General features: G+C 61.5%; 20 protein-coding genes and 2 pseudogenes. 12 read left to right on the plus strand and 10 right to left on the minus strand.

What is annotated here, in order from left to right; genetic code table 11:
• The first annotated feature begins 230 nt into the window (after positions 1–230).
• From VLY20_07905 to VLY20_07940, 8 genes and pseudogenes are all read left to right on the plus strand, one after another.
• Positions 231–1,280, plus strand: coding sequence for a mechanosensitive ion channel family protein (locus VLY20_07905; GenBank protein HUK56568.1), 1,050 nt, complete (start codon positions 231–233; stop codon positions 1,278–1,280).
• A complete protein-coding gene (locus VLY20_07910; protein HUK56569.1) occupies positions 1,277–1,951 on the plus strand; it encodes a DUF5752 family protein in 675 nt (224 codons plus the stop codon). Before VLY20_07905 ends, VLY20_07910 begins: the two co-directional genes overlap by 4 nt.
• Positions 1,951–3,168, plus strand: coding sequence for a glycosyltransferase (locus VLY20_07915; GenBank protein ID HUK56570.1), 1,218 nt, complete (start codon positions 1,951–1,953; stop codon positions 3,166–3,168). Before VLY20_07910 ends, VLY20_07915 begins: the two co-directional genes overlap by 1 nt.
• Positions 3,165–4,655, plus strand: a complete 1,491-nt coding sequence (locus tag VLY20_07920) for a trehalose-6-phosphate synthase (protein ID HUK56571.1) — start codon at positions 3,165–3,167, stop codon at positions 4,653–4,655. The genes VLY20_07915 and VLY20_07920 overlap by 4 nt, the downstream gene beginning before the upstream one ends.
• A 3-nt stretch (positions 4,656–4,658) precedes the next feature.
• Positions 4,659–5,474 (plus strand): trehalose-phosphatase, encoded by an 816-nt coding sequence (gene otsB / locus VLY20_07925; protein ID HUK56572.1) that lies wholly within the window; start codon positions 4,659–4,661, stop codon positions 5,472–5,474.
• A gap of 309 nt (positions 5,475–5,783) precedes the next feature.
• The gene (pgm, locus tag VLY20_07930) at positions 5,784–7,469 is read left to right on the plus strand and encodes a phosphoglucomutase (alpha-D-glucose-1,6-bisphosphate-dependent) (protein ID HUK56573.1); all 1,686 of its coding nucleotides are present in this window, start codon (positions 5,784–5,786) and stop codon (positions 7,467–7,469) included.
• A 4-nt stretch (positions 7,470–7,473) separates the two neighbouring features.
• Positions 7,474–7,884, plus strand: a pseudogene (locus tag VLY20_07935) (DUF3417 domain-containing protein).
• Between the two features lie 208 nt (positions 7,885–8,092).
• Positions 8,093–8,305, plus strand: a pseudogene (locus VLY20_07940) (hypothetical protein).
• 69 nt (positions 8,306–8,374) lie between these two features.
• Here the strand turns inward: VLY20_07940 and VLY20_07945 are convergent.
• Complete coding sequence (locus VLY20_07945) at positions 8,375–9,577, minus strand: cation:proton antiporter (protein HUK56574.1); 1,203 nt, start codon at positions 9,575–9,577, stop codon at positions 8,375–8,377.
• A gap of 150 nt (positions 9,578–9,727) precedes the next feature.
• On the opposite strand from VLY20_07945, the gene VLY20_07950 reads away from it, so the two are divergent.
• Genes VLY20_07950 through VLY20_07960 form a run of 3 tightly spaced genes read left to right on the plus strand, consistent with a single transcriptional unit; the run spans position 9,728 to position 12,917 of the window.
• Positions 9,728–10,939 (plus strand): glycosyl transferase, encoded by a 1,212-nt coding sequence (locus VLY20_07950; GenBank protein ID HUK56575.1) that lies wholly within the window; start codon positions 9,728–9,730, stop codon positions 10,937–10,939.
• Entirely contained in the window at positions 10,936–12,216 is a 1,281-nt protein-coding gene (locus tag VLY20_07955) for a glycosyl transferase family 2 (protein HUK56576.1), read from the plus strand. The genes VLY20_07950 and VLY20_07955 overlap by 4 nt, the downstream gene beginning before the upstream one ends.
• Positions 12,213–12,917, plus strand: coding sequence for a hypothetical protein (locus tag VLY20_07960; GenBank protein ID HUK56577.1), 705 nt, complete (start codon positions 12,213–12,215; stop codon positions 12,915–12,917). The genes VLY20_07955 and VLY20_07960 overlap by 4 nt, the downstream gene beginning before the upstream one ends.
• Positions 12,918–12,940: 23 nt before the next feature.
• Here the strand turns inward: VLY20_07960 and glgX are convergent, their stop codons facing one another.
• The 9 genes from glgX to VLY20_08005 form a co-directional block, all read right to left on the minus strand.
• The gene (gene glgX / locus VLY20_07965; GenBank protein ID HUK56578.1) at positions 12,941–15,079 is read right to left on the minus strand and encodes a glycogen debranching protein GlgX; all 2,139 of its coding nucleotides are present in this window, start codon (positions 15,077–15,079) and stop codon (positions 12,941–12,943) included.
• Positions 15,080–15,243: 164 nt separating this feature from the next.
• Positions 15,244–17,181, minus strand: a complete 1,938-nt coding sequence (glgB, locus tag VLY20_07970; protein ID HUK56579.1) for a 1,4-alpha-glucan branching protein GlgB — start codon at positions 17,179–17,181, stop codon at positions 15,244–15,246.
• Positions 17,182–17,237: 56 nt separating this feature from the next.
• Entirely contained in the window at positions 17,238–18,074 is an 837-nt protein-coding gene (locus VLY20_07975) for an HAD-IIB family hydrolase (GenBank protein HUK56580.1), read from the minus strand.
• Between the two features lie 9 nt (positions 18,075–18,083).
• Complete coding sequence (gene nhaD, locus VLY20_07980; protein ID HUK56581.1) at positions 18,084–19,511, minus strand: sodium:proton antiporter NhaD; 1,428 nt, start codon at positions 19,509–19,511, stop codon at positions 18,084–18,086.
• Between the two features lie 53 nt (positions 19,512–19,564).
• Positions 19,565–20,062, minus strand: coding sequence for a dihydrofolate reductase family protein (locus VLY20_07985; GenBank protein ID HUK56582.1), 498 nt, complete (start codon positions 20,060–20,062; stop codon positions 19,565–19,567).
• A 56-nt stretch (positions 20,063–20,118) separates the two neighbouring features.
• The gene (locus tag VLY20_07990; GenBank protein ID HUK56583.1) at positions 20,119–20,523 is read right to left on the minus strand and encodes a hypothetical protein; all 405 of its coding nucleotides are present in this window, start codon (positions 20,521–20,523) and stop codon (positions 20,119–20,121) included.
• A gap of 88 nt (positions 20,524–20,611) precedes the next feature.
• Positions 20,612–20,971: a nuclear transport factor 2 family protein gene (locus tag VLY20_07995; protein HUK56584.1), complete on the minus strand. Its 360-nt coding sequence runs from the start codon at positions 20,969–20,971 to the stop codon at positions 20,612–20,614.
• Positions 20,972–21,018: 47 nt separating this feature from the next.
• The gene (locus tag VLY20_08000) at positions 21,019–21,291 is read right to left on the minus strand and encodes a hypothetical protein (protein HUK56585.1); all 273 of its coding nucleotides are present in this window, start codon (positions 21,289–21,291) and stop codon (positions 21,019–21,021) included.
• A gap of 146 nt (positions 21,292–21,437) precedes the next feature.
• Entirely contained in the window at positions 21,438–21,806 is a 369-nt protein-coding gene (locus VLY20_08005) for a hypothetical protein (GenBank protein HUK56586.1), read from the minus strand.
• 406 nt (positions 21,807–22,212) lie between these two features.
• Here VLY20_08005 and VLY20_08010 point away from each other — a divergent pair, with 406 nt between their 5' ends.
• Complete coding sequence (locus tag VLY20_08010; GenBank protein ID HUK56587.1) at positions 22,213–23,676, plus strand: FGGY family carbohydrate kinase; 1,464 nt, start codon at positions 22,213–22,215, stop codon at positions 23,674–23,676.

Here is a 23,676-nt window from a genome sequence, read left to right on the forward strand (position 1 = left end):
CGACACTCGGACATTGTAGTGGGATTTTTCCGGGAATGCGAATAAAATATTGCGAACCGATCCGCAATTCATTATACTTAAAACCAACGACGGATTCGAGACGGCCGCTTGATCCGGCCTCCCCGCGCTTCCATCGTGTTCATCGCGCCGGTATTCGGCCCGTTTCTCCGAAGATTATCCTTCATCGTGGTCAACCTGAAGCCGAATTTTTAGGAGACACCGAGGTTCCGATGTCGTACGCCGTCCTAGAACGCTTGGCGCTGCCCCTGATCCTCTTCGTCTCGGTCTCGGCCGCCGGCCTGCTGCTGCGCGCGTGGACTCTGCACCTCCTCCAGCGGTGGTCCCGGAAAGTCCAAACTGCGCCGGCCGACATCGTTTTCCACGCCGTCCGGCTTCCTTCCTTTTTGTGGATCATCGCGATCGGACTGTACGTCACCGTCGGGACCTCCGAGCTGCCCAGGGACGACATCGGCTACGCCTTCAAGGTCCTGCACGTGCTGGTGATTGTGTCCGTCACGCTCGCGGTGGCCAATCTCGCCTCGCGCCTGGCGATCTACTCGGTTCGCGGGACCGAAATTTCGATCCAGGCGACCGGGCTCACGCGGGGCCTGGTCAAAGTCGTCGTGATCACGACGGGGATATTGGTTCTTCTGGACACGCTGGGAATCTCGATCACCCCGCTGCTGACCGCGCTGGGCGTCGGCGGTCTGGCCGTCGCGCTCGCCCTTCAGGACACGCTGGGCAACATGTTCGCCGGCGTCCATATCTTGATGGAAAAATCGATCCGCGTCGGCGACTTCATCCGGCTTGAAACCGGCCAGGAAGGCTGCGTGGCCGACATCGGATGGCGGACGACGCGGGTGAGGATGGCCCCGAACAACGTCGTGATCATTCCCAACTCGAAGCTCGCCCAGAGCGTCGTGACGAACTACGATCTGCCCGGCAAACCCATGGCGATCCAGCTTCCGGTCCGCGTGAGCTACGCGTCCGACCCGGACCAAGTCGAGCGGGTGCTGATCGACGAAGCGGCCCGGGCCGCAAAAGAGGTGCGGGGGATGCTGCCCGATCCGGCGCCGGCCGTGCAATTCATCCCGGGCTTCGGGGAGTCTTCCATGGACTTCACGCTGACCTGCCAGGTCGACCAATACGAGTCCCAGGGTCCCGTGCTGCATGAATTGCGGAAACGGATCTTCAAGCGCTTCAAGCGGGAAGGGATCGAAATCCCGTTTCCGATCCGGACCGTCTATATAAAGCGGGACGAACCCGGGGGTGACCCGTGACGAAGCCGGACGATCGGGCCCGGCGGCCGTTTCGATTTTTTGAATGCACCGGCCTGATCCGGCCGACGGGAAAGCACGCGCAGGATCTTTCCGAGCTGCTCTCCCTGATCCGCATTGTGGACCCGGGCGTCATCTATCACCACACGCATCAATATTTTCTCAAGGCGGCCGTCGAGGCGCCCGAATATTATAATGACTTCGCGGTATGGGCCGCCCGGAGCCTGGAGGAGCGGGCTCTCGCGGAAAAACTGGCGAATCTGGACCTGTACGCCTTCTCCGGGATCGAAAAGGTCCGCGCCGCACTGACCGAGATCGTCGTGTCGTACCTGGGGGAGAATCCCGCGCCCCGGCCGGCCCGCCCCGGCGACGCGTTCTACTTCAACGACGCGGTCACGATCGTCGCGGAGAGCGGCTTTGCGGCCGAGAGCCTCCCGGCGTTCCTCGAGGCGCTGGATCGCGTGGGAACCAGCAGCGTCTATTTTCATTTTTTTGAGGCGCGCTTCCGTTTGCGGCGTCCGGCGGACGACTTCTCGATCTGGATCGAAGGCGATCTGGGCCGCCCGGATCTCGCGCGGAAGATCCGCGGGCTGGATCCGTACCAGTACAGCCTTGAGGGACTGCGCGGCCGGATACGATCGCTGCTTCGCCCGGACCCTGCGGGGGGTGTTTGATGAAAGGACTGTCCGACTACAACGGCATCGCCGAACCGGAGGATCTCCGGTTGTTGACCCGGCTGGGGGAACGGCTCCGCGGCCGGTCGTTCCTGCATGTCAATTCCACATCGGTCGGCGGCGGCGTGGCCGAAATCCTCCACCGTTTGATCGCCCTGTTCGTCGATCTGGGCGTCGCGGCCCGATGGGAAGTCATCAAGGGCGATCAATCCTTCTTCGAGGTGACCAAACAGATCCATAACGGGCTTCAGGGCCAGGCCGTCGAAATGAGCCCGCGGATGTGGGAAATCCACCGGGAAGTGAACGAGGCCAACGCCGGACAGATGGATCTGGACGCCGACCTTGTTTTCATCCACGACCCGCAGCCCGCGCACCTGATCGGGCATCGCAGGCGCGGGGTCTGGGTCTGGCGCTGCCATGTGGACGTGTCCCATCCGCATCCGCCCGTGTGGGAGCGGCTGGCGGCCGACGTCGGCCGGCACGCCGCCGCGATTTTCTCGGGGGCCCAGTTCGCCCAGCAACTCGCCGTTCCCCAGTTTGTCGTGCCGCCGTCGATCGATCCGTTGAGCGAGAAAAATCGAGACCTGACCGATCCGGAAGTTCAGGCGGAGCTCGAGGCCCATCAGATCCCCCGGGACAAGCCCATCCTGCTCCAGGTCTCCCGGTTTGATCGTTTCAAAGATCCGGTCGGGGTCGTTCAGGCCTATCGCATGGTGAAGCGGTATTATGACTGCCGGCTGATCCTGGCGGGCGGGACCGCGACGGACGATCCGGAAGGGGAGGGGATTCTGGCCCGCGTGCGCGAAGAGGCTCAGAACGATCCCGACATACGGATTCTGTTGTTGCCTCCCTTCAGCGACCGGCTGATCAACGCGCTGCAGCGGGCCGCCGCGGTCGTGCTGCAAAAATCCACGCGGGAAGGTTTCGGATTGACCGTGGCGGAGGCGCTCTGGAAAGCGAAGCCGGTCGTCGGCGGGGCCGTCGGGGGGATCCCCTCCCAGATCCATCACGGCGTCACGGGTTTTCTGGTCCATTCGGTCGAGGGCGCGGCCTACCGGATCCGCCAGTTGCTGCATAATCCCGCGCTGGGAAAGAAAATGGGGGAGATGGGGCGCGAACATATCCGGCGAAATTTCCTGATCACCCGGCAGGCCAAGGACTACCTGGCCCTCTGGGTGGCCCTGGAGCGCCGGAACGAGCGCGTGATTTCGATATGAACCGCGAAGACGATCCAAACCGTTCACCCACCCGGCGCCTTTCCGAATCGTTCCGCTTGCGCGGCCGGCGCTTCGTAGTGGCGTCCAACCGCGAGCCCTACGTGCAACGCAGGGTGCGGGAGGAGATCCGCTGGGGCCGGCCCGCGGGCGGCGTCACGGCCGCGCTCGATCCGCTGCTCCAATCCATGGACGGAACCTGGGTCGCCTGGGGGAGCGGGGACGCCGACCGGCTCGCGGTGGACCCAAGGGATCGTGTCCGCGTGCCGCCCGACCGGCCGGCCTATACGTTGCGCCGGGTCTGGCTGACGCCCGACGAGGTCGAGCAGTACTACCACGGTTATTCGAACCGTTTTCTCTGGCCGCTTTGTCACGTGACGCTCGACCGCGTCGTCTTCCGCCAGAAATACTGGGAAGGCTACCGGACCGTGAATGAGCGGTTCGCGGAGGCGATCCTTGAAGAACTCGATGATAAGCCCGGGGTGGTTTGGGTCCAGGACTACCAGCTGGCCCTCTGTCCCGCGTTTATAAAAAAGCGGCGTCCGGATCTGACGGTGGCGCTGTTCTGGCACATTCCCTGGCCTGCGCATGACGTGTTCCGGATCTGTCCGCAACGGAAGGAATTGCTGGAAGGCCTGCTGGCCTGCGATCAGATCGGTTTTCATCTCGATCGGTATCGCGTCAATTTTCTGGAGTGCGTCAAACGGGAGGTGGGCGACGCGTCGGAGTCCCGGAAGGAGCGGATCCGCTTCCGCGATCACGAGACGACGCTCTCCGCGATTCCCGTGGGCATCGATTTTGGGTCGTTCGAACAGCGGGCGCGCTCGCCGGAAACGGTGAAGCGGATGACGAATATTAAAAAACGGCTGACGATCGGTTCGGACACGATCGTGGGACTGGGCGTCGACCGGCTAGATTATACCAAGGGGCTTCTCAAGCGCCTCTGGGCCCTTGAGGAGTTTCTCTCCCGTTATCCGGAATACCGCGGCCGGTTCCTGTTCATCCAGATCGCCGCGCCGACCCGGGCCGAGAGCGAGCCCTACCGGGGATACCGGGATATTCTCCGGTCGACGGTCCGCGAAATCAATCGGCGCTTCGCGCGGCCGGGCTGGCGGCCGGTCGAGTACATCGAGGGACAACTGAGCCACGCGTCGGTCGTCGCCTATTACCGCCTGGCCCGTTTCTGCCTCGTCAGCTCCGTTTACGACGGGATGAACCTGGTTTCGAAGGAGTTCGCGGCCTCGAAGGTCGAGGAGCCGGGCGTCCTTTTGCTGAGTGAAATGGCCGGATCCCTGGAGGATCTCGACGGGGCCATGCCGATCAACCCCTATGACCTGGAGGGCACGGCCGAGGCGATCCGGAGCGCGATCGAGATGCCCGTCGAAGAACAACGTATCCGGATCGGCCGAATGCGGGAATTGGTCCGGAAGCACGACGTCTACGAATGGATGGAGAACAACCTGAACGCCATGACGGCGGCCTCCGGGTAGGCGATGGGACTTTCGGTCCGACCGATCGGGATCCCCTCGCGGCGAAGAAAGGCCGGCCGGTTTCCGGCCGTTTTTCTGGATTTTGACGGCACGCTGGCGCCCATCGCCGCCCGGCCGGAGCAGGCTCGGTTGCCGTCCGAAATGCGCCGCCTCCTCACGCGGCTGTCCCGCCGCGCGCCGGTGGTGATCGTGAGCGGACGGTCCCTCCCGGACCTCCGGTCCCGCATCGGTCTGCCGGGCCTCGTGTATGTCGGCAACCACGGGCTGGAGATCGCCGGATGCGGATTGCGGTACCGCATGGAGGACGCGGACGATTGGCGCCGTCGGCTGAAAGCCCTGGGCGACCGGTTGCGGGAGACGATGGGATTCCTTTCCGGTATTTTTATCGAAGACAAAGGCTATACCCTGAGCGTTCATTACCGCCTGGCCGGCGGCGCCGTCCGGCGCCGGGCGGCCCGGCGCTTCGCCGAATGGCTGGGGCCGCTTCGGCGCCGGGGACGGGTCCGGGTCGTCCGGGGAAAGGCGGCCTGGGAAATCCGGCCGCCGGTCGATTGGGACAAGGGTCGCGCCGTCGCCTGGATCCTCGATCAGCCGCGATTCCGGGGGCGATGGCCGTTGTACATCGGCGACGATGAAACGGATCAGGACGCCTTTCGGGCGATCCGAAAGGTCGGCCTCGGCATCGCGGTGGGTCCGCCGGAGAATAAAGGGGCGGCCCGTCACGCCGTCCAGAGTCCGAGGGAAGTCGAGGTGTTTCTCAGACGGCTGCTTTCTTTGTTGTCCACGAACCCGCCGCGATCGGAGGCCGGCCCGGTGTGATCGGGGCCGACAGGCACCCTTTAAACGCTTCGTGATGTCCGCGGGTCTTGACCTGCCGGGCTTTCTCCATGGATAGTCCGGTTCGCTGGGCGATTATCTTCAAGCCCATCCTCCGAAAACTCTCAAGACCGCTCCGGTGTCGCGTTCGACGACCGGTTTTGACTAGCGAAATGAAGAATTTCCTCGGGCATCACCATACAATGCGCCTCGAAAAAGAGGACGAACGATGTCACACCAATGAAAATCTTTCTTGCAATGGCCGTCTCCAAATCTTAGACTTAAGAAGCGAAACCGTATTGAAGGGAAGTTATGAATCTTAGTCCCCTCGCGGGAAAGCCGGCTTTGCCCTCGATGCGGGTCGACGTGCCCAAACTCGTTACCGCCTATTATACCGAGGTGCCTGACCCTTCGGTGCCGGAGCAACGGGTTGCGTTCGGCACTTCGGGGCATCGCGGTTCCGCACTCGAGAAGACGTTCAACGAATGGCATATCCTCGCCATCAGTCGGGCCATTTGCCTGTATCGGGAGCGGCAGAAGATCGACGGCCCGTTGTATCTCGGTATGGACACGCATGCGCTCTCCGTGCCGGCTCTGGCCAGCGCACTTGAAGTGCTGTCGGCCAACGGGGTGGATGTCATGATTGCGGAGAGGGAGGAATATACCCCGACCCCGGCCGTTTCCCACGCGATTCTCGCCCACAACCGCGGGCGCAAGAGAGGGCTCGCGGACGGCATCGTGATCACCCCTTCGCATAATCCGCCCCATGACGGGGGCTTCAAGTACAATCCCCCGAGCGGCGGACCGGCGGAGACCGGTGTCACCGGTTGGATCGAGGCGAAGGCCAACGAGTTGCTTAAGAAGGGCCTCCAAGGCGTAAAGAGAATTTCCTTCGAAAAGGCTCTTCGCGCCCCTACAACGCACCGGCACAACTACCTCGAAGCCTACACGAGCGATCTCGGCCATGTGATCGATATGGACGCCATTCGCCGCGCGGACATTCGTCTGGGGGTCGATCCGCTCGGCGGCGCCGGGGTTCACTATTGGGGACGGATCGCGGAGCGCTACGGGTTGAACCTCACGGTCGTCAATGAGGCCGTCGATCCGACCTTCCTTTTCATGACGGTGGATTGGGACGGCCAGATCCGCACGGACCCCTCCTCGCCCCATGCGATGCAAAGATTGATTGCCCTGAAGGATCGCTTCGAGATCGCCTTTGCCTGCGACGCCGACCATGACCGGCACGGGATTGTCACGCGGAGCGCGGGGTTGCTGCCGCCCAACCACTACCTTGCGGCCGCCGTCTTCTACCTCTTTCAGCACCGGCCGATGTGGCGCAAAGAAGCGGCGGTCGGTAAGACGGTGGTGAGCAGCCGGATGATTGATCGCGTCACCGCGAAGCTGGGTCGGAAGCTTTATGAAGTTCCGGTCGGCTTCAAGTGGTTCGTGGACGGCCTGCTCGACGGCTCGCTCGCCTTCGGCGGTGAAGAGAGCGCGGGTGCCTCTTTCGTCCGTCTGGACGGCCGCGTTTGGACGACGGACAAAGACGGCATCGTCCCGGCCTTGCTCGCGGCGGAGATCGCCGCGCGGGAGGGCCGGGATCCCGGCGAGATCTACCGCGGGCTGACACGCGAGTTCGGCGAGCCCGCGTATGACCGCGTCGAGGCGCGGGCCACTCCGGAGCAGAAGGAGATGCTCGCCAACCTTTCGCCGCAACAGGTCCGGCTCAAAGTCCTCGCGGGAGAGCCGATCCGGACCATCCTCACCCGCGCGCCGGGCAACGGCGCTCCCATCGGCGGACTGAAGGTGATCACCGATAGCGGGTGGTTTGCGGCGCGTCCGTCGGGGACCGAGAATATCTACAAGATTTATGCGGAAAGCTTCCGGGGAGCGGATCATCTGCGCCGCATCCTGGAGGAGGCACAGGCGATCGTCAACGACGTTCTCGGAGCCTCTCCGCCTCAGCCGGGGGTCCGCCCGAGACAAAGTCGAAGGTGAAACGATGAGCAAACAAACGCCGGTCCTCAAGCCGCCCTCCAATTTGGTCCCCGCGGACGTCAAGGGCTTCGATTCCCTGGCCGAGCTGGCGCTGGATTTGCGCTGGTCCTGGAACCATTGCACCGATGAAGTGTGGCGGCGGCTTGATCCCGCTCTGTGGGAGCGAACGCATAACCCTTGGGTCGTGCTGCAGACCGTTTCGCGAGACCGGCTCCAGCGCGTGTTGGCGGATCCCGTCCGCTGCAAAGAAGTTGATGATCTCGTGCAAGCCGAGCGACGCGCGGCGCAAGCCCCCGCATGGTTTCAGGAAAACTATTCGCGCGCTCCCCTGACCTGTGTCGTGTATTTTAGTATGGAGTTCATGTTGAGCGAAGCGCTTCCCATCTATTCGGGCGGGCTTGGCAATGTGGCCGGGGCGAGGCATCTTCTTGATCCCATGGCGCTGACGCTGGGCTTTGCGCGCCGCTTCGCAACCTACAAACGACCGAATCTGTTGCTGCGGGATCCGGAGCGGTTGCTTCGCCTTCTGACGCATCCTCAAGCGCCCGGTGCAACTCATCATGGCTGGCAAGGCCCACCCGGCGGACGAGGCCGGTCAGGTCCTGATCCAGGCATGGACACATTTCATTACGCTGTCCATCCTGGTGTTCAACTTTTACCCGATGACCGCAGTGATGATTGTGCTTCTGGCGTTGCTCAACGACGGGGCGATCCTGTCCATTGCCTATGACAAGGTTCACTATCGGAACAACCCCGAAGCCTGGAACATGCGCACCGTGTTGGGCCTGGCGACCGTGCTGGGGATCGCCGGCGTGATTGCGTCGTTCGGGACGTTCACTTCAAGCGATCTTGGCTGAATTTATCGAGGACTTAGCCATCGGTCCCGTCGCGATCCCGACGGAGATTTAGGCCGACGGCTTCAACGCGCTTCGCTCGGTCCAGGTGACCCCGATGGCCGTCAGCAGGTTTGTAAGCAGGATGATCAGCAGCACGATGTCCACGAAGGCCTCCGTCCCTGGAATGCCGGCCGCGACGGGAAGGGGGGCCAGCACGGCCGCCGCCAGTCCGCGGGCCGTCATCAGCCAAAGAACCATCTTTTCCGGTTTCCGATCACGGTAGACCCAGACCAGCAGTTGCGCGGCTAGGTAGCGGGACAGAACGATGGCCCCGAAGATCAACAGGCACAGCAGAAGGTTGAGCGGGCCGAGGTGGTCCATGGTGAATATGAGCCCGATATAGACGAAAAAGAAGGTGCGGATGAAGAAGGCCAGTTCTCCGTGAAACCCCCGGATCGTGGCCTCGGAGGAGTTGGAGGCCAGCGCGGTTCCGAAGAGGGAGGGGAAGCGCTTGTAGTTGCCCAGGATCAGGCCGAAGACCAGAGCCGCCATGGCGCCGTTCCCCCGGATGAATTCGGCCAGGCTGAACAGGAGAAACAATATCGCGAGGGTCAGCATGTAGGAGAACTGCGGACGTTTGAGCCGTTCCAGGAATTTCGACCACCCGATGCCGCAGGCCGCGCCCAAAAGGATCCCGATGATGAATCGACCGAGCAGATCCTGGATCGGGGCGATCCATTCCGCCCGGCCGGTGGGGATCAGGTGCACCAGGCTCAATCCGATCACCACGCAGAGGATGTCGGTGAGCGACGATTCCAGGCTGAGGATCGTCTTGGCCTCCTCGCTGATCCGCATCTGGGCGACCAGGGGCATCACGATGGCGCCGCTGGTGCCGCCGACGATGGCCCCCAGCAGGAGGCCGAGGGGTAACGGGTAGCCGAAGAGCCATGCGATGAACGCGGTGAGGGCCGCCGTGGCCAGAAATCCGAGCACGGCCAGCAGGACGGCGCCGGTGAACTGGCGCAGGATGCTCCGGAGATCGAGCGCCATGCCCCCGTCGAAGAGAATCATGATCATTGCAAACGTCGCAAAGTAGGGCGTGAAATTGGCGAGCTGCGCCGGGTCCAGCAGATGGAGAAACGGGCCGAGCAGGATGCCGATGAAGAGCAGCACCGGCAGATCCGGAATCCGGGTCCGCTGGAAAACGACCGAGCCGAAGAAGCCGATGAAGATGATGATCCCGATGAGGGCGAAGGCCAGGTTGACTGTCATGTGATTTTTCCAAGGAACGCGGGCAAGCGCGTTTCAGTCAAAAAAGTTGAAAGGTCCGCCTAGATGCGTTATACTTGAAAACAATCAAACCCTCGAACCGTTCCCATTATACTGTAAAGTCCCTCTGGCTCCAATAAAAAAGGAAGAGCGATGGCCGATTTTCATCAGACCGGAGTCATATCGACGCTTCACCGTCTGGGCCGCGTGGATCTGGATTGGCTGGAGACGCAATTGGAGGCCTTCTCCCACCAGATGCCGATCGCCTTGGTCCTTCCCAGTCTCTACTCCGAGCTTCAAGGGCCGGCGCTGAAGGAGATCCTCAAGCAATTGCAGTCCGTAAAATATCTTCGCGAGATCGTGATCACACTGGGCCGGGCGAACCGGGAGGAGTTCGACCATGCGCGGCGGTTTTTTAAAGACCTCTATTGCGAGCACCGGATCGTGTGGGTCGACGGAGAGCGCATCCAGAAACTTCTGGCGCTCCTGACGCAGAACGACCTGGACATCGGAAGCGAAGGCAAGGGCCGCGCGGCCTGGCTCGCGTACGGGTACATCCTGGCGAAGCGGCGGAGCAAGGTGATCGCGCTTCACGATTGCGACATTCTGACCTACGACCGCGAATTCCTGGCGCGTCTTTGCTACCCCGTGGTCAATCCCAACATGGGTTATGAATTCTGCAAGGGCTACTACCCGCGGATCACGGACCGGCTGCACGGGAGGGTCACCCGGCTTTTCGTGACGCCGTTGATCCGGACCCTGATGAACATGATCGGCCATCATCCCTTCCTGGTTTATCTTGACAGCTTTCGTTACCCGCTGGCCGGCGAATTCTCGATGCTGGCCGACCTGGCCCGCGTCAACCGGATTCCGGGCGACTGGGGGCTCGAAATCGGGGTGCTGGCCGAGATCTACCGCAACGTTTCGGTCAAACGGGTCTGCCAGGCGGATCTGTCGGAAAACTACGAGCACAAGCATCAGGCGCTTTCGTCGGAGGATCCGAGCGCCGGACTGTTGAAGATGGCGATCGACATCGGGAAGTCCCTGCTGCGGAACCTGGCGACGGAAGGGCTGGTTTTCGACGCGGCCTTCTTCAACACGCTCCGCACGGCCTACCAGCGGGCGGCCCAGGACGCGATCAAGAAATACGAGGACGACGCCACCATCAACGGCCTCGTCTTCGACCGCCATGCCGAGCGGCTGGCGGTCGACGCCTTCATCCGGGGGATCCGGATCGCGGCCGAGGAATTCGTCCAGGACCCGCTGGGTATCCCGTTGATCACGAACTGGAACCGGGTCGTCTCGGCCGTTCCGAAGTTTTTCGAGATGCTCGAGAACGCCGTCGACGTGGACAACGCGGAATGACGGCGGCCATGGTGCGAGAGGATCTGAAGCCCCGCCTGGACGCCGTCGGACAGGCCGATATTCTGGTCGGCGTCCCCAGCTACAACAACGCGAGGACCATCGGCCGCGTCGTGCAGGCGGTCGGGGCCGGGCTGGCGAAGTATTTTCCCGAGGCCCGGGCGGTTCTCGTGAATTCCGACGGCGGATCGAACGACGGAACACCGGAGACGGTCGAAAAATCGACGGTGGACCTGCAAAGCATCCTCGTGGCCCACCGCGTCAATCCGCTTCACAAGATCGTCACGCCCTACCATGGGATACCCGGAAAGGGGAGCGCCTTCCGGCTGATTTTCGAGATCGCGGAGGCCTTGAAGGTCAGGGCCTGCGCGGTGGTGGACGCCGATCTGCGCAGCATCACGCCGGACTGGATGGAGCTGCTCCTGCGACCCGTCTACAAGGAAGGCTACGATTACGTCGCGCCGTATTACCGCCGGCACAAGTACGACGGCACGATCACCAACGGGATCGTCTATCCGCTGACCCGGGCCTTGTACGGGATGCGCATTCGACAGCCCATCGGCGGCGAGTTCGGCTTCACGGGCGAGCTGGCCGCATATTTTTTGGCCCAGGACGTCTGGGAAACGGACGTCGCGCGCTACGGGATCGATATCTGGATGACGACCACGGCGATCGCGCGGGGCAGCCGGATCTGCCAGGCGTACCTGGGCGCGAAGATCCATGATCCCAAGGATCCGGCCGCCGACCTTTCGGCCATGCTGACCCAGGTGGTGGGTTCGACGTTTTCCTTGATGGAGAAGTATGCGGAACAATGGAAGGCCGTCCGGTTCGCGCAGTCCGTGCCGATCTTCGGCTTCGAGTACGACGTGGGGCTGGAGCCGGTTCCGGTCAACGTCGACCGGATGGTCAAGGCGTTCGAACTGGGGCGGGAGGAATTGATGGCGTTGTGGACCGAGGTCCTGTCGTCGGACACGCTCGCCGGTCTGAAGGACGTGAAGCCGGGGGAATCGGGGCCCGGATTTTCCGACGGGCTCTGGACCCAAATCGTCTACGAGTTCGCCCTGGCCTTCCACCGCCGGGTGATGACGCGGGAACATCTCTTGAAATCCTTCACGCCCCTTTATCTCGGAAGGGTCGCCTCCTTCATCCTGGAGACCCGGTCGCTGAGCTACCTTGAAGTGGAAGGCCGCATCGAGCGGTTGTGTCAATGCTTTGAACGCGAAAAGAACTATTTGACGGATCGGTGGGATCAACCATCGGTTCGGGGAGGGGCGTCATGAAAGAAGTCTGGCAGACCGGATTTATCGATCCCATGGAGGCGTTTTTAAAACAGATGGGGGCCTTTCTGCCCCATCTGGTCGCGATGATCGTGGTTCTATTGTCGGGCGTCCTGGTCGCCTGGGTCGTGAAGAGCGCGGTGTTCCGGCTTCTGACCACGGCCAAGTTTGACCAGTACTCCGGCCGGATCGGGCTGTCGCTGGCTTTATCGAAAAACGGAATCCGCGAATCGCCGGCGCACTGGGTCGGCCGCATCGCGTACTGGATGATCGTCCTAATCTTCCTCATGCTGGGCTTGGAGGTCCTGAACCTCAACCCGGTGGATCAATTTGCGGCCCAGGTCTTTTCCTATCTGCCCCACATGCTGATCGCGGTCGTGATCCTCATCGTCGGGTTTCTTCTGGGCAACTTCTTCGCGCGCGCCGCGTTGATCGCGGCCGTGAACGCCCAGATCGTCGAGGCGCGGTTCCTGGCCCGGACCGTCCGGATCGCGATCCTGCTTCTCGCGCTCGCAATGGCCTTCGAGCAGCTCGGGATCGCAAAGGACGTCATCATCGCGGCCTTCTCGATCACGCTGGGGGGCGTCGTGCTGGCGCTGGCGATCGCCTTCGGTCTGGGGGCGCGGGATGCGGCCAAGCAATTCATCGAGCGGCGCTTAAGAAGGGAACAGGAGCAGAAGGAGGAGGATTTCTCCCATCTCTGAACGGCTCGTACGGCGGTGAGTCCTTATCGCGTGCGTCGCTCCTGCGAAACCAGCCGGAACACCGCGAGGGAGCGTTCCTGTAAATTATAGGTCCGGCCGCCGCGGGCCAGCCGCTTTCCTTTTTCGGGTTTTTCAGCGGCGGTGTCAAGCGTCAGCCCCCATCGGGTGTCTTTCTTGTGCGCGGGAAGGATGAACGGGACGGCCTCGTGGTGCGCGTTCAGAAGAATGAGCAGCGTATCGCCGGTGATCCGCTGCCCCAGCTCGTCCACGTCGTCGATCGCGTCCCCGGCCAGCCGCACGCCGAGGCAGCGCGCCGATTCCGCGTTCCATTCTTCGTCCGTCATCTCGTGGCCTTTGGGTGAAAACCAGGCGATGTCCTTGATCTCGGATCCCCGAAGATATCTCCCTTGAAAAAACTTGTGACGGCGCAGGACGGGATGGGTCTTCCGGAGGCGGAGGACGTCCCGGACAAACTGCAAGAACTCCCGCTGCTCCTTGTTCAGGTTCCAGTCGTACCACGAGATCTCGCCGTCCTGGCAATACGCGTTGTTGTTCCCGCGCTGCGTCCGTCCGATCTCGTCGCCGCCGCAGATCATCGGGACGCCCTGGCTGAACATCAGGGTCGCCATAAAGTTCCGTTTTTGCTTTTCCCTCAGGGCCCGGATCTCGGGATCGTCGGTCGGCCCCTCCGCGCCGCCGTTCCAGCTGATGTTGTCGTCCGTGCCGTCACGGTTGTTCTCGCCGTTGGCCTCGTTGTGTTTTTGGTTGTAGCTCACCAGATCGTGGAGGGTGAACCCGTCGTGCGACGTGATGAAGTCGACGCTGGCGTGCGGGCGGCGGCCGCCCTGCTCGTAGAGATCGCTGCTGCCGGCGAGGCGGGTGGCCATCTCGGCCACCTGGCGCCCTTCCCCCTTCCAGAAGCGGCGGATCGCGTCGCGGTATTTTCCGTTCCATTCCGCCCACAGCACCGGGAAATTCCCGATCTGGTATCCCCCCTCGCCCAGGTCCCACGGCTCGGCGATGAGCTTCACCTGCGAAATGACCGGGTCCTGCTGGATGATGTCGAAGAACGCGCCCAGACGGTCCACCTCGTGAAGCTCCCGGGCCAGGGCGCTGGCGAGATCGAAGCGGAAACCGTCCACGTGCATCTCGCCGACCCAGTACCGCAGGCTGTCCATGATCAGCTGGAGGACCTGGGGATGAAGCATGTTCAGGGTGTTCCCGCAGCCGGTGTAATCCACGTAGAATCTCGGGTTGTCCTTGTCCAGCCGGTAATAGGCCGCGTTGTCGATGCCGCGAAGGGACAGCGTGGGGCCGAGGTGGTTGCCCTCGGCCGTATGGTTGTAGACGACGTCCAGGATCACCTCGATGCCCCAGTCATGCAGGGAGCGGACCATCATCTTGAATTCGTCGGCCAGGTTCATGGTTCCGGATCCGTAGCGGTTGTCCGGGGCGAAGAACGAGAGGGTGTTGTATCCCCAGTAATTCGTCAGTCCGCGCCGGGTGAGGTCGTAATCGTCGACATGATGGTGGACCGGCAGCAGCTCGATCGCCGTCACGCCGAGACCGAGCAGGTGTTGGATGACCGGCTCGCAGGCCAGGCCGGCATAGGTTCCGCGTAGGGGCTGCGGAACCTCCGGATGCCGGACGGTCAGACCTTTCACGTGGGTTTCGTAAATCACGGTCCGGTGCCAGGGGATCCGCGGGGGACGGTCGTTTCCCCAGGTGAAGGCCGGATCGACCACCGCGCAGAGCGAGGCGAAGGCGGCGTTGTCGCGGTAGTCCCTCGCCAGGTCCTCGGCCGGATCGCCGATCCGGTAGGCGAACATGGCGTCGTCCCACTGGATGCGCCGGGTCACGGCCTTGGCGTAAGGGTCCACCAGGATCTTGGCGGGGTTGAACCGGTGCCCCGAACTCGGATCATAGGGCCCGTGGACCCGGTAGGCGTAGAGCCATCCGGGCCGCGCGTCGGGCAGGTAGATATGCCAGATCCGGTTCGTCTGCTCGGTCAGCGGGATCCGATGGCTTTCCTTCGGGGCGCCCGCCGACTCGAAAAGGCAAAGGTCGACCCGGGTCGCGTGCTCCGAGAAGATCGCGAAATTGACGCCTTTTCCGTCCCAGGTGGCCCCCAGGGGATACGGATGGCCCGGCATGGTTCTCATGATTCCTTCCTCAAATTTAGAGGGGCTCGCGTCGCCCCCAAACTATAGGGACTGGATACGGGATAAAGGATGCCGGTGATGAAAATATTTTTTACTCGCATCTTGCATCCCGCATCTTGTATCTGACCCGCCTCCCCCTCCCGTTCGCCTTGCTCGTTGAGTATCTACCCTTTAAAAAAAAGCGCGCCCAGGGGAGGCAGGGTCAGCGCGAGCGAGTGGGAACGCCCATGGGCGGGGACGGGCGCGGCCTCGGCGCCTCCGGCATTTCCGAGCCCGCTTCCGCCGTAGAAGGCGGAGTCGCTGTTGAGCAGTTCGCGCCAGTAGCCGCCGCCCGGAACTCCGACCCGGTATTGGTATTTCGGGACCGGGGTGAAATTGAAGACCGTCAGGATGATCTCGCCCGCGTTCGTTCCCTTCCTTAGAAAACTGACCACGCTCTGCTCCCAGTCGTTGCAATCGATCCATTCGAAGCCTTCGGCGTCGAAATCCCGCTCGTGCAGGGCCGGTTCCGCACGGTACAGGCGGTTGAGGTCCGCGATCCATCGCCGGATCCCGTTGTGGTTCGGGAATTGAAGCACGTGCCATTCGAGACTTTCCTCGTGCTTCCATTCGCGGACCTGGCCGAATTCGCCGCCCATGAAAAGCAATTTTTTTCCGGGATGGCCGTACAGGTAGCCGTACAGCAGCCGGAGGTTGGCGAAGCGCTGCCATTCGTCCCCGGGCATCTTGCCGATGAGCGATCCCTTGCCGTGCACCACCTCGTCGTGGGACAGGGGCAGGATGAAATTTTCCGAGAAGGCGTACCACAGGCTGAAGGTGAGCTGGTTGTGGTGGTATTTCCGGTACAGGGGGTCCTCCGAGAAATAGGCCAGGGTGTCGTGCATCCAGCCCATGTTCCATTTCATCCCGAAGCCCAGGCCCCCCACATGGGTCGGCCGGGAGACCATGGGCCAGGCGGTCGATTCCTCCGCAAAGATCTGAACGTCCGGAAATTTCCCGTAGGCGGATTCGTTCAGGCGCTTGAGGAAATGGATGGCATCGAGGTTCTCGCGGCCGCCGTAAACGTTGGGGATCCACTCGCCTTCTTTTCGGGCGTAGTCCAGGTAGAGCATCGAGGCCACCGCGTCCACGCGGAGGCCGTCGATGTGGTATTTGTCCAGCCAGAACAGCGCGCTGCTGATCAGGAAGGACCGGACTTCGTTGCGGCCGTAGTTGAAGATGAAGCTGTTCCATTCGGGATGAAATCCCTTACGGGGATCGGCGTGCTCGTAGAGGTGGGTCCCGTCGAAGTACGCCAGTCCGTGCTCGTCGGAGGGAAAGTGGGAGGGGACCCAGTCCAGGATCACGCCGATGCCCTCCTGATGGAGATGATCGACCAGGTACATGAAATCCTGGGGTGTGCCGTAGCGCCGCGTCGGGGCGAAATAGCCCGTCGTCTGGTATCCCCACGAACCGTAGAAGGGATGCTCCGTGATCGGCATCAACTCGACGTGCGTGAAGCCCGTTTCCTTGACGTGGGCCGCGAGAGGGCGGGCCAATTCCCGGTAGGTCAGCGGCCGGTTGCCTTCCTCGGGAACGCGCCGCCACGAACCGAGGTGCACTTCGTAGATCGCGAGGGGAGCGGCGAGGGCGTTCGCCCGTTTCCGCTTCGCCATCCAGTCCCGATCGCCCCAGTCATAGTTTAGGTCCCAGACCACGGATGACGTTTTGGGCGGGCATTCCCATCCGAAGGCGAAGGGGTCGCCTTTGTTCACGTTGAACGATTGATTTCCGGAGCTGACGTGATACTTGTAAAGGGCCCCCGGCCCGATTCCGGGAAGGAAGCCCTCCCAGATCCCGGATGCGTCCCCCCGGACCGAGAGCGGGTGGGCCTGGGGCTTCCAGCCGTTGAAATCCCCCACGACCGAAACGCGCTCGGCGTTCGGCGCCCATACCGCAAAGACCGTTCCGGCGGCGCCCTGCGCCGTGATCGGATGCGCGCCGAGTTTCTCGTACAGCAACGTGTGATTTCCCTCTTTGAGAAGGAAAATATCATAGTCGGTCAAGAGACCGACCGGGCCGGGATCCGGCGGGCGGGACGCTCGTGTGAAATCTCCGGGCATCGACTTGTTTTCCATGGCACTCCCTGCTCAAATGATAAAGCCATCTCCGTCGCTTGTCAAACCGACTTCGGAGAGTTGTTCAAGATTTTAAGAACGGCCTTATTCCAGCCGGCCGGGCCGATTCCGTCGGCGCGTACAAGTCCCGGAAGCGCGATCGCATCTTCGTAACTTCCGTCCGGCCTACGGACCAGGACGGGCCGGTCGACGCCCGCAAGCATCGGAAGATCGTTCAGACTGTCCCCGAGTCCGACCGTGAGGATCGCGCCGTACTGACGCCGGTAAATTTCGGACAGGATCGCGACCGCGCGTCCCTTGTCGTTGTTCCCCGTCAGATGGGGGAAGCGGCCGCCCTTCGTCCAGCGGAAGCCCTTGGACTCGATCCGGCTCAGGACGGCTTGTCGCTGTTCCGGCGTTCCTTCGATGATGAACGGCTCGTCGTACTCGCGGGCTCTGGCCCGTTCGGCTTCGTTCAGCGGCAAGCCGGTTTGCGATGCGACTTCCTCCGCGTTCATATCCCCGAAACCTTTCACGACGGTTCGGGTTTCACGGGCGATCTCTTGGAGGGCGATGCGTAAAAGGCGATAGGGGATTCCGATCTCGACGGTCCGGCCACCCTCGGCGTGTGGATCGGCCGAGAACGGGACGGTGAAGCAACCCTCCGGAATCAGGATCGCGCCGCCGTTTTCGACGATGAAGGGGTGACGGTGGCCCATGGCCCGCCGGAGAGGCTCCATTTCGGCCCTCGTCTTGCTGCTGCAAAGAACCCAGGGAACGTTTCGTTCCTCAAGACGATTGAGCGCGGGCTTTGCCGCCTGCCAGGAGTAGGTTTCGGCGTCCAGAAGCGTCCCGTCCAGATCGGTGAAGAGGACCGGTTGCGGATCGGGGCGCGGCATGCGGGCCTCCTACATTAAGCGGGCGTTGATCAAAAAATGCGCCCAGACACTGAGCGCGTACCCCAGCGCGATCGCCCAGGTCCAGCGCAGATGGGAAATGAAGGTGTAGACGCCCGGCGCCTGTCCCATGAGCGCGACGCCGGCCGCCGAGCCGACCGACAGCAGCGAGCCGCCCACGCCGGCCGTCAGGGTGACCAGCAGCCACTGACCGTGGGACATCTCGGGATGCATCGTCAGGACCGCGAACATGATCGGGATGTTGTCCACGATCGCCGACATCAGCCCCACCAGCACGTTGGCCGCGGTCGGCCCCAGGTCGACATACAGAACATGGGATGCCGAGGCCAGATACCCGATCGTGCTCAGCCCGCCGACGCAGAGGATCACCCCGTAGAAGAACAGCAACGTGTCCCACTCCACCCGTTTCATGATGGCGAAGATGTCGAAGGACGGGGCCCCCTCGCCGGCGGCGCTCCCTCCAAGCGCCTTGCGCCGGAGAAAGTGGCCGTTGATTTTCAGCAAGCCCAGGCCGGTCATCATGCCGAGGACCGGGGGCAGGTGAAGAAAATTTTGGAAAGAGACCGCCATGGCGATCGTGAGGAGGAACAGCCCGACCACCCCGAGCGCGCCCGGTTTGAGCGCGACCGTATCCCGGGCCGGGTTCGGCCGTCCTTTCGGGACGGCGAGCGACAAGATCAGCGCCGGGACGAGCCAGTTGATCAGGGCCGGTACGAACAGGTCGAAGAATTCCAAGAACCGGACGGCGCCTTTCTGCCAGACCAGCAGTGTCGTGATATCGCCGAAGGGGCTGAAGGCCCCGCCGGCGTTCGCGGCCACCACGACGTTGATCGCGGCCAGGGCGACGAAGCGCGGATGGCCCTCGCCGGCCGCGATGACCACGGCCGCGATGACCAGCGCGGTCGTGAGGTTGTCGGCAAACGGGGAGATGAAAAAGGCCAGGAGCCCGGTGATCCAGAAGATCGACCGAAGGGAAAGTCCCGCCGAGACCAGCCGGGCCCGCAGCGCGTGGAAGACGTTTCGCTCCTCCATCGTGTTGACGTAGGTCATCGCGGCGATCAGGAAGAGGAGCAGCTCCGCGTACTCGAGAAGGTTGTGCCGGATCGCGGCGGCGGCCGCGGCCGCATCCCCCTCCATGGCGTAGGCGATGCCGATCAAGGTCCAGATCACGCCGGAGGCCACGACGACCGGTTTGGATTTCCGGAGATGGAACAATCCCTCGGCAAAGACCAGCGCGTAGGCCAGGGCGAAGACGACGATCGAAGCGATCCCGAATCCGCTTCCGGTGAGGTCGAGAAGCCGGCCGTCGCCGTTTTCGGACGAGGCGAGGACGGTCGAAGGGGAAAGGAGCACCGGAAATGTTGCGAGAAACGGCCAGGCCGCTCCGGCGGTTCTTGCAAGGGGGATGATTCGTTCCATTGAGGTTAGAATACCCGCAACGGTATGAGGATGCAAGACGAATCGGCTTGGGTTCAGTTTCGTTTTCTTTTGTAGCGGCTTTTGACCAGTCCGTTGGAATAGACCTTGGTCCGTACGTGTTGGAAGCTCAGATCATGGTCCAGATCGCCGAAGAGGGGAAGGCCGCTTCCGATCAGCAAGGGGGCTTTTGTAATGATCAGCTCATCGATGCAGTCTTCTTTCAGAAAGCCCTGAATCACTTTTCCGCCGTCGACATAGATATTCGAGCAGCCTTCCTTGGAAAGATAATTCAGCAACGCTTTGGGCTTCATTGAAAGAACCGTCGCTTTCCCTTTTAACTTATCCGGTATTTTTTTGAGACGGGTGCTCAGCACGAAGACTTTCTGATCATAAGGCCAGGAGGGAAACGTGAGGACGCTTTCAAACGTGCCCCTTCCGATCACGACCGCGTCGATCGTGCTCATGAATTTACGATAGTCGTCTCTCACGGGCTTCTCGAAGCGGACCAGCCAGTCGAGCCCCCCCGTCTTTTCTCGCAATAAAGCCGTCAAGGCTCGTTCCGATGTAGACGATCGTCTTTGTTCGTCGGTTTTTGGGCGGGGGGGCTTTAATCTTCATGGCCGATTTCAGTTCTTCTCCCGCGCGTCAGCCAGTAGATGAAACCGCCGGCTCCGCCGAGCAAGAAGCCCAAGGGACCGGTTATGAAAATACCGAGAAGCGGGCCCTGGTTGGCCCCCGGATCAAAAATCATCGGTCCGAAGAAGCCCGCCGAAAAACCGATGCCTCCCAGCACGATGGCCCCGTAGAAGACCGAGGAAATCAAATCGCCGGGCGCCGATCCGGTTTTTCTCCAGACATACCAGCCCGCGCCCGCCGCGCATACTAGCGACACGATGCTGGCGATCCAACGCTGGTCGCCCAGGGGGATCAATGAAAACGGCAGCCAATAGATGAAGAAGTTGGTCGCGGGCACCACGAACAAAACGGCCAGTACTCGAAAACCCCACTTCATCAGGAGAAGGCCTCCACTCGGAATGATTGCACTATTTCATTATAGCTCCTTGCGTACGGCTCCGGAGCGCGACGCATTAAACCCTGTCTCAGTCGTTATAATGGGCGACGACCCTCGACACCTTTCCCGTACGGCCGATTTCCATGAACTCTCCCGTTTTCGCGCCTTTTTGATTCACATAGTACAGCACGACGCTGTTCAGCCCCCACATCAGGTCGAGCAATCGAAACGCCAGGTCGGGATAGGCTTCAAGCCCCTTTTTGAAGTAGGCGCGCAGCGCGGCCTCGCCGCGGACGGTGCCGGACGGATCGTTCAGGAGTTTCGCGGCGACCGGCGAGCTCAATACCACGTCGTCTTCATAATGCGACATGATTTTGTCCAAATCATGCGCGTTCCAGGCCGCCATCCAGTGATTCGCCAATTCATTGGCTTGCTCTTTCGTCATCATACGCGTCTCCAATTCATCCAACTCTCCGTTCCGGCGCGGGATAAGGATTACTTGTTCTGGCGCTCCAGACTGTTCGCGATTCGCCCAAGCTGGTTCTCGATTCCTTCCAAGTGGTGGACGATCTTATCCCAGGGTTGGTTGAATCGAAAGCGACGCATGAGAAAGAACCACACAAGCATAAATAAGAGGAACGGTCCCCATGTTACAAGGAATGTGATCAGGAAACTCATCACATCGGGATTGTTATCAGACGCAAAGGCCACCGCCGGCAAAAAAAGGCCGGCGAAAAAGCTGACGGCTTTCATCATATGTTTATACATCGGACCTCCGTTTTTTAAGTCCCTTCTTTATTATTTCTTTACTTTTAACGGTCCGTATTCGGCCGCCTGCCATACCCTCGGCTCCGGCGCGGGGAAACAGTGTCATATTTCATGAACGTACCCAGGGCCTTTTCTAATAGGTCGAATCACTTCTTCGTCTCTTCAGCAACATCCTGAATTAGCTTCCGGAACCACCGTTTTTCATTGGATGTTTTTAGGAGCAACCGTTTCCATTGGGATACGCGATAGGTCGATGTCGTCTGTCCTGCGAAGACCAGACGTTCTTTCGTTTTTCGGTAATACCCGATTCTGATCCAATGTCCGCGGTAACCCGAAAATTTTATCAAATCAACGATGAGCCAGTAGAAAGCACCCGCGGGATTGCGACCCACTGAGAGAACAGTGCGATCCTCAAGCACCCCGCGTCTCTCGCCTTCATCTCCAGGGTAATGATACACAACGGGCTTTCTTATGCGGCTCAATATCTTTTCAACGGAAGTAAGATTCTTACCCATGTTTTTTTCTCTTCCCCGCCAGTTTACCCACGCCCTCCGGCCTATATATATATAATAGATGCAGATCGAATATATTGCTCCTTTTCGATTGGGCACCGTAGTAGCAGCGGCGCAACATGCTACGCCCCTACAAGCGAAAACCCACGATTATGGATGATTGCATAGTCCGGAAGGACCGATGGACGGTGTGTGCGGGAAGCGAGAGGGGAGTGCGTGAGCATAACAGGAGCCTCCGAAGCCGTGTCGAGGTCCGGGCCTCGTTGGAAATCCATTTCCGAGACCGTGCTCAGACCGGCGCTAAATCAACCGAGAATATACCGGAACCGGGACAAAACGTCAACATCGCGCATCCCATTCGCGAACTCCGCGTTTGACAAGATCGTAAAGTTCTTCTACGATGCGCCGCATGGCGGAATTTCTTTTGGGACTCGATCAGGGGAGCACGAACTCGAAAGCTGTTCTTGTAGACCGCAAAGGGCGTATCGTTCGTCTTGCGGCCGCGCCGCTCAAGACGATCCGGCCCCGTCCGGGCTGGGTCGAGCACGATCCGAAGGCGATACTGAATTCCCAGTTGAACGCGGCCAAGCAATCGATCCGTTCTGTCGGCAAGAAAAATGTGATCACGGCCCTCGGCATCGCCAACCAGCGCTCGACGATCATTCTCTGGGACAAAAAAACCGGCCGCCCCTTGACGCCCGCGATCAGCTGGCAGGATTTGAGAGCGGCCGAGCTGGCGCAACAGTGGGGCGAACAACGGGATTTGATCCGCTCGAAAACCGGACTGATGCTCACGCCGTATTACGCCGCCCCGAAACTGCGCTGGCTTCTGGACCGCTCGAAGGGACTGCGCGCAAAAGCCGAAAAGGGAGACATCCTTTGCGGCACGGTCAACACCTATCTCATCTGGCAGCTCACGAAGGGCGAGGTCCACGCGACCGATCAAACCAACGCGGCGCGTACGCTCCTAATGAATCTGTACAGCCTCTCGTGGGATGAGGAGCTGTTGTCGCTTTTTGACATTCCCGCCCCGATGCTTCCACGCATCCTTCCGACCTCGGCCGAGTTCGGCGCGGCCCGTCTCGGCGGCGTTGTGATCCCGATACGGGCCTCCATCGGGGATCAGCAGGCCGGGCTCCTGGGGCTGGGCGCGGTCGACGCGGGAGAGGCGGTCGTGAATTACGGCACCGGCGGGTTTCTGTTGGTGAACACGGGCGACCGATCGGTCCTGGTCCCGGGCTTGCTGTCCAGCCTCGCCTGGTCGACGCCGGATGAGACGGCCTACGTCACCGAGGGAACGGTCAATGCCGTGGGGACGGCGTTCGATTGGCTGCAAAAGACGGGATGGCTCAAGTCGCCGAACGAGATCGACCGGGTCGTCCGATCGTCCAACGAACGGGTCTATCTCGTCCCGGCCCTCGCGGGGCTGGGCGCCCCGCACTGGCTGAGCGGGGCCCGGACGGGGATCTTCGGTCTCGGCCCGACGACCACGAAGGCGGACCTCATCCGCGCCGCGGTCGAGGGTATCGCTTTCCTGATCAAGGACATCGCCGAGGCGATACAACGGAACGGCCCGATCCGGATCAAGACGCTGACGGCCGGCGGCGGAGCGTCTTGCATCGACTCGTTGATTCAGACGCAGGCCGATTGGCTCGGCCTTTCGATCCGACGGTCCGATGCGGCCGAGGCCGCGGCCCTCGGCGCGGCGCTTCTGGCCGGCGTGGGAAACGGTTGGTGGAAATCCCCGTCGTTGGTTCCGAAGATCAGGACCGGAAAAATTTTCCGGCCCCGGATGGCCGAGGGCGAGCGCGAAAGAATCTACGGGCGGTGGAAGAGGGCGATCGAGGCGGTAAGGGTGTTCAGCGAGGGGTGA

The organism is Nitrospiria bacterium, from assembly GCA_035517655.1.
In the GTDB taxonomy this organism is placed as follows: Bacteria; Nitrospirota; Nitrospiria; order JACQBZ01; family JACQBZ01; genus JACQBZ01.

Bases quoted from the DNA above. Each gene is read 5' to 3' on its own strand.
- VLY20_07905 (HUK56568.1), top strand. From the start codon at position 231: ATGTCGTACGCCGTCCTAGAACGCTTGGCGCTGCCCCTGATCCTCTTC.
- VLY20_07915 (HUK56570.1), top strand. From the start codon at position 1,951: ATGAAAGGACTGTCCGACTACAACGGCATCGCCGAACCGGAGGATCTC.
- VLY20_07920 (HUK56571.1), top strand. From the start codon at position 3,165: ATGAACCGCGAAGACGATCCAAACCGTTCACCCACCCGGCGCCTTTCC.
- otsB (HUK56572.1), top strand. From the start codon at position 4,659: ATGGGACTTTCGGTCCGACCGATCGGGATCCCCTCGCGGCGAAGAAAG.
- pgm (HUK56573.1), top strand. From the start codon at position 5,784: ATGAATCTTAGTCCCCTCGCGGGAAAGCCGGCTTTGCCCTCGATGCGG.
- VLY20_07945 (HUK56574.1), bottom strand. From the start codon at position 9,577: ATGACAGTCAACCTGGCCTTCGCCCTCATCGGGATCATCATCTTCATC.
- VLY20_07950 (HUK56575.1), top strand. From the start codon at position 9,728: ATGGCCGATTTTCATCAGACCGGAGTCATATCGACGCTTCACCGTCTG.
- VLY20_07955 (HUK56576.1), top strand. From the start codon at position 10,936: ATGACGGCGGCCATGGTGCGAGAGGATCTGAAGCCCCGCCTGGACGCC.
- VLY20_07960 (HUK56577.1), top strand. From the start codon at position 12,213: ATGAAAGAAGTCTGGCAGACCGGATTTATCGATCCCATGGAGGCGTTT.
- glgX (HUK56578.1), bottom strand. From the start codon at position 15,079: ATGAGAACCATGCCGGGCCATCCGTATCCCCTGGGGGCCACCTGGGAC.
- glgB (HUK56579.1), bottom strand. From the start codon at position 17,181: ATGCCCGGAGATTTCACACGAGCGTCCCGCCCGCCGGATCCCGGCCCG.
- VLY20_07975 (HUK56580.1), bottom strand. From the start codon at position 18,074: ATGCCGCGCCCCGATCCGCAACCGGTCCTCTTCACCGATCTGGACGGG.
- nhaD (HUK56581.1), bottom strand. From the start codon at position 19,511: ATGGAACGAATCATCCCCCTTGCAAGAACCGCCGGAGCGGCCTGGCCG.
- VLY20_07990 (HUK56583.1), bottom strand. From the start codon at position 20,523: ATGAAGTGGGGTTTTCGAGTACTGGCCGTTTTGTTCGTGGTGCCCGCG.
- VLY20_07995 (HUK56584.1), bottom strand. From the start codon at position 20,971: ATGATGACGAAAGAGCAAGCCAATGAATTGGCGAATCACTGGATGGCG.
- VLY20_08000 (HUK56585.1), bottom strand. From the start codon at position 21,291: ATGTATAAACATATGATGAAAGCCGTCAGCTTTTTCGCCGGCCTTTTT.
- VLY20_08005 (HUK56586.1), bottom strand. From the start codon at position 21,806: ATGGGTAAGAATCTTACTTCCGTTGAAAAGATATTGAGCCGCATAAGA.
- VLY20_08010 (HUK56587.1), top strand. From the start codon at position 22,213: ATGGCGGAATTTCTTTTGGGACTCGATCAGGGGAGCACGAACTCGAAA.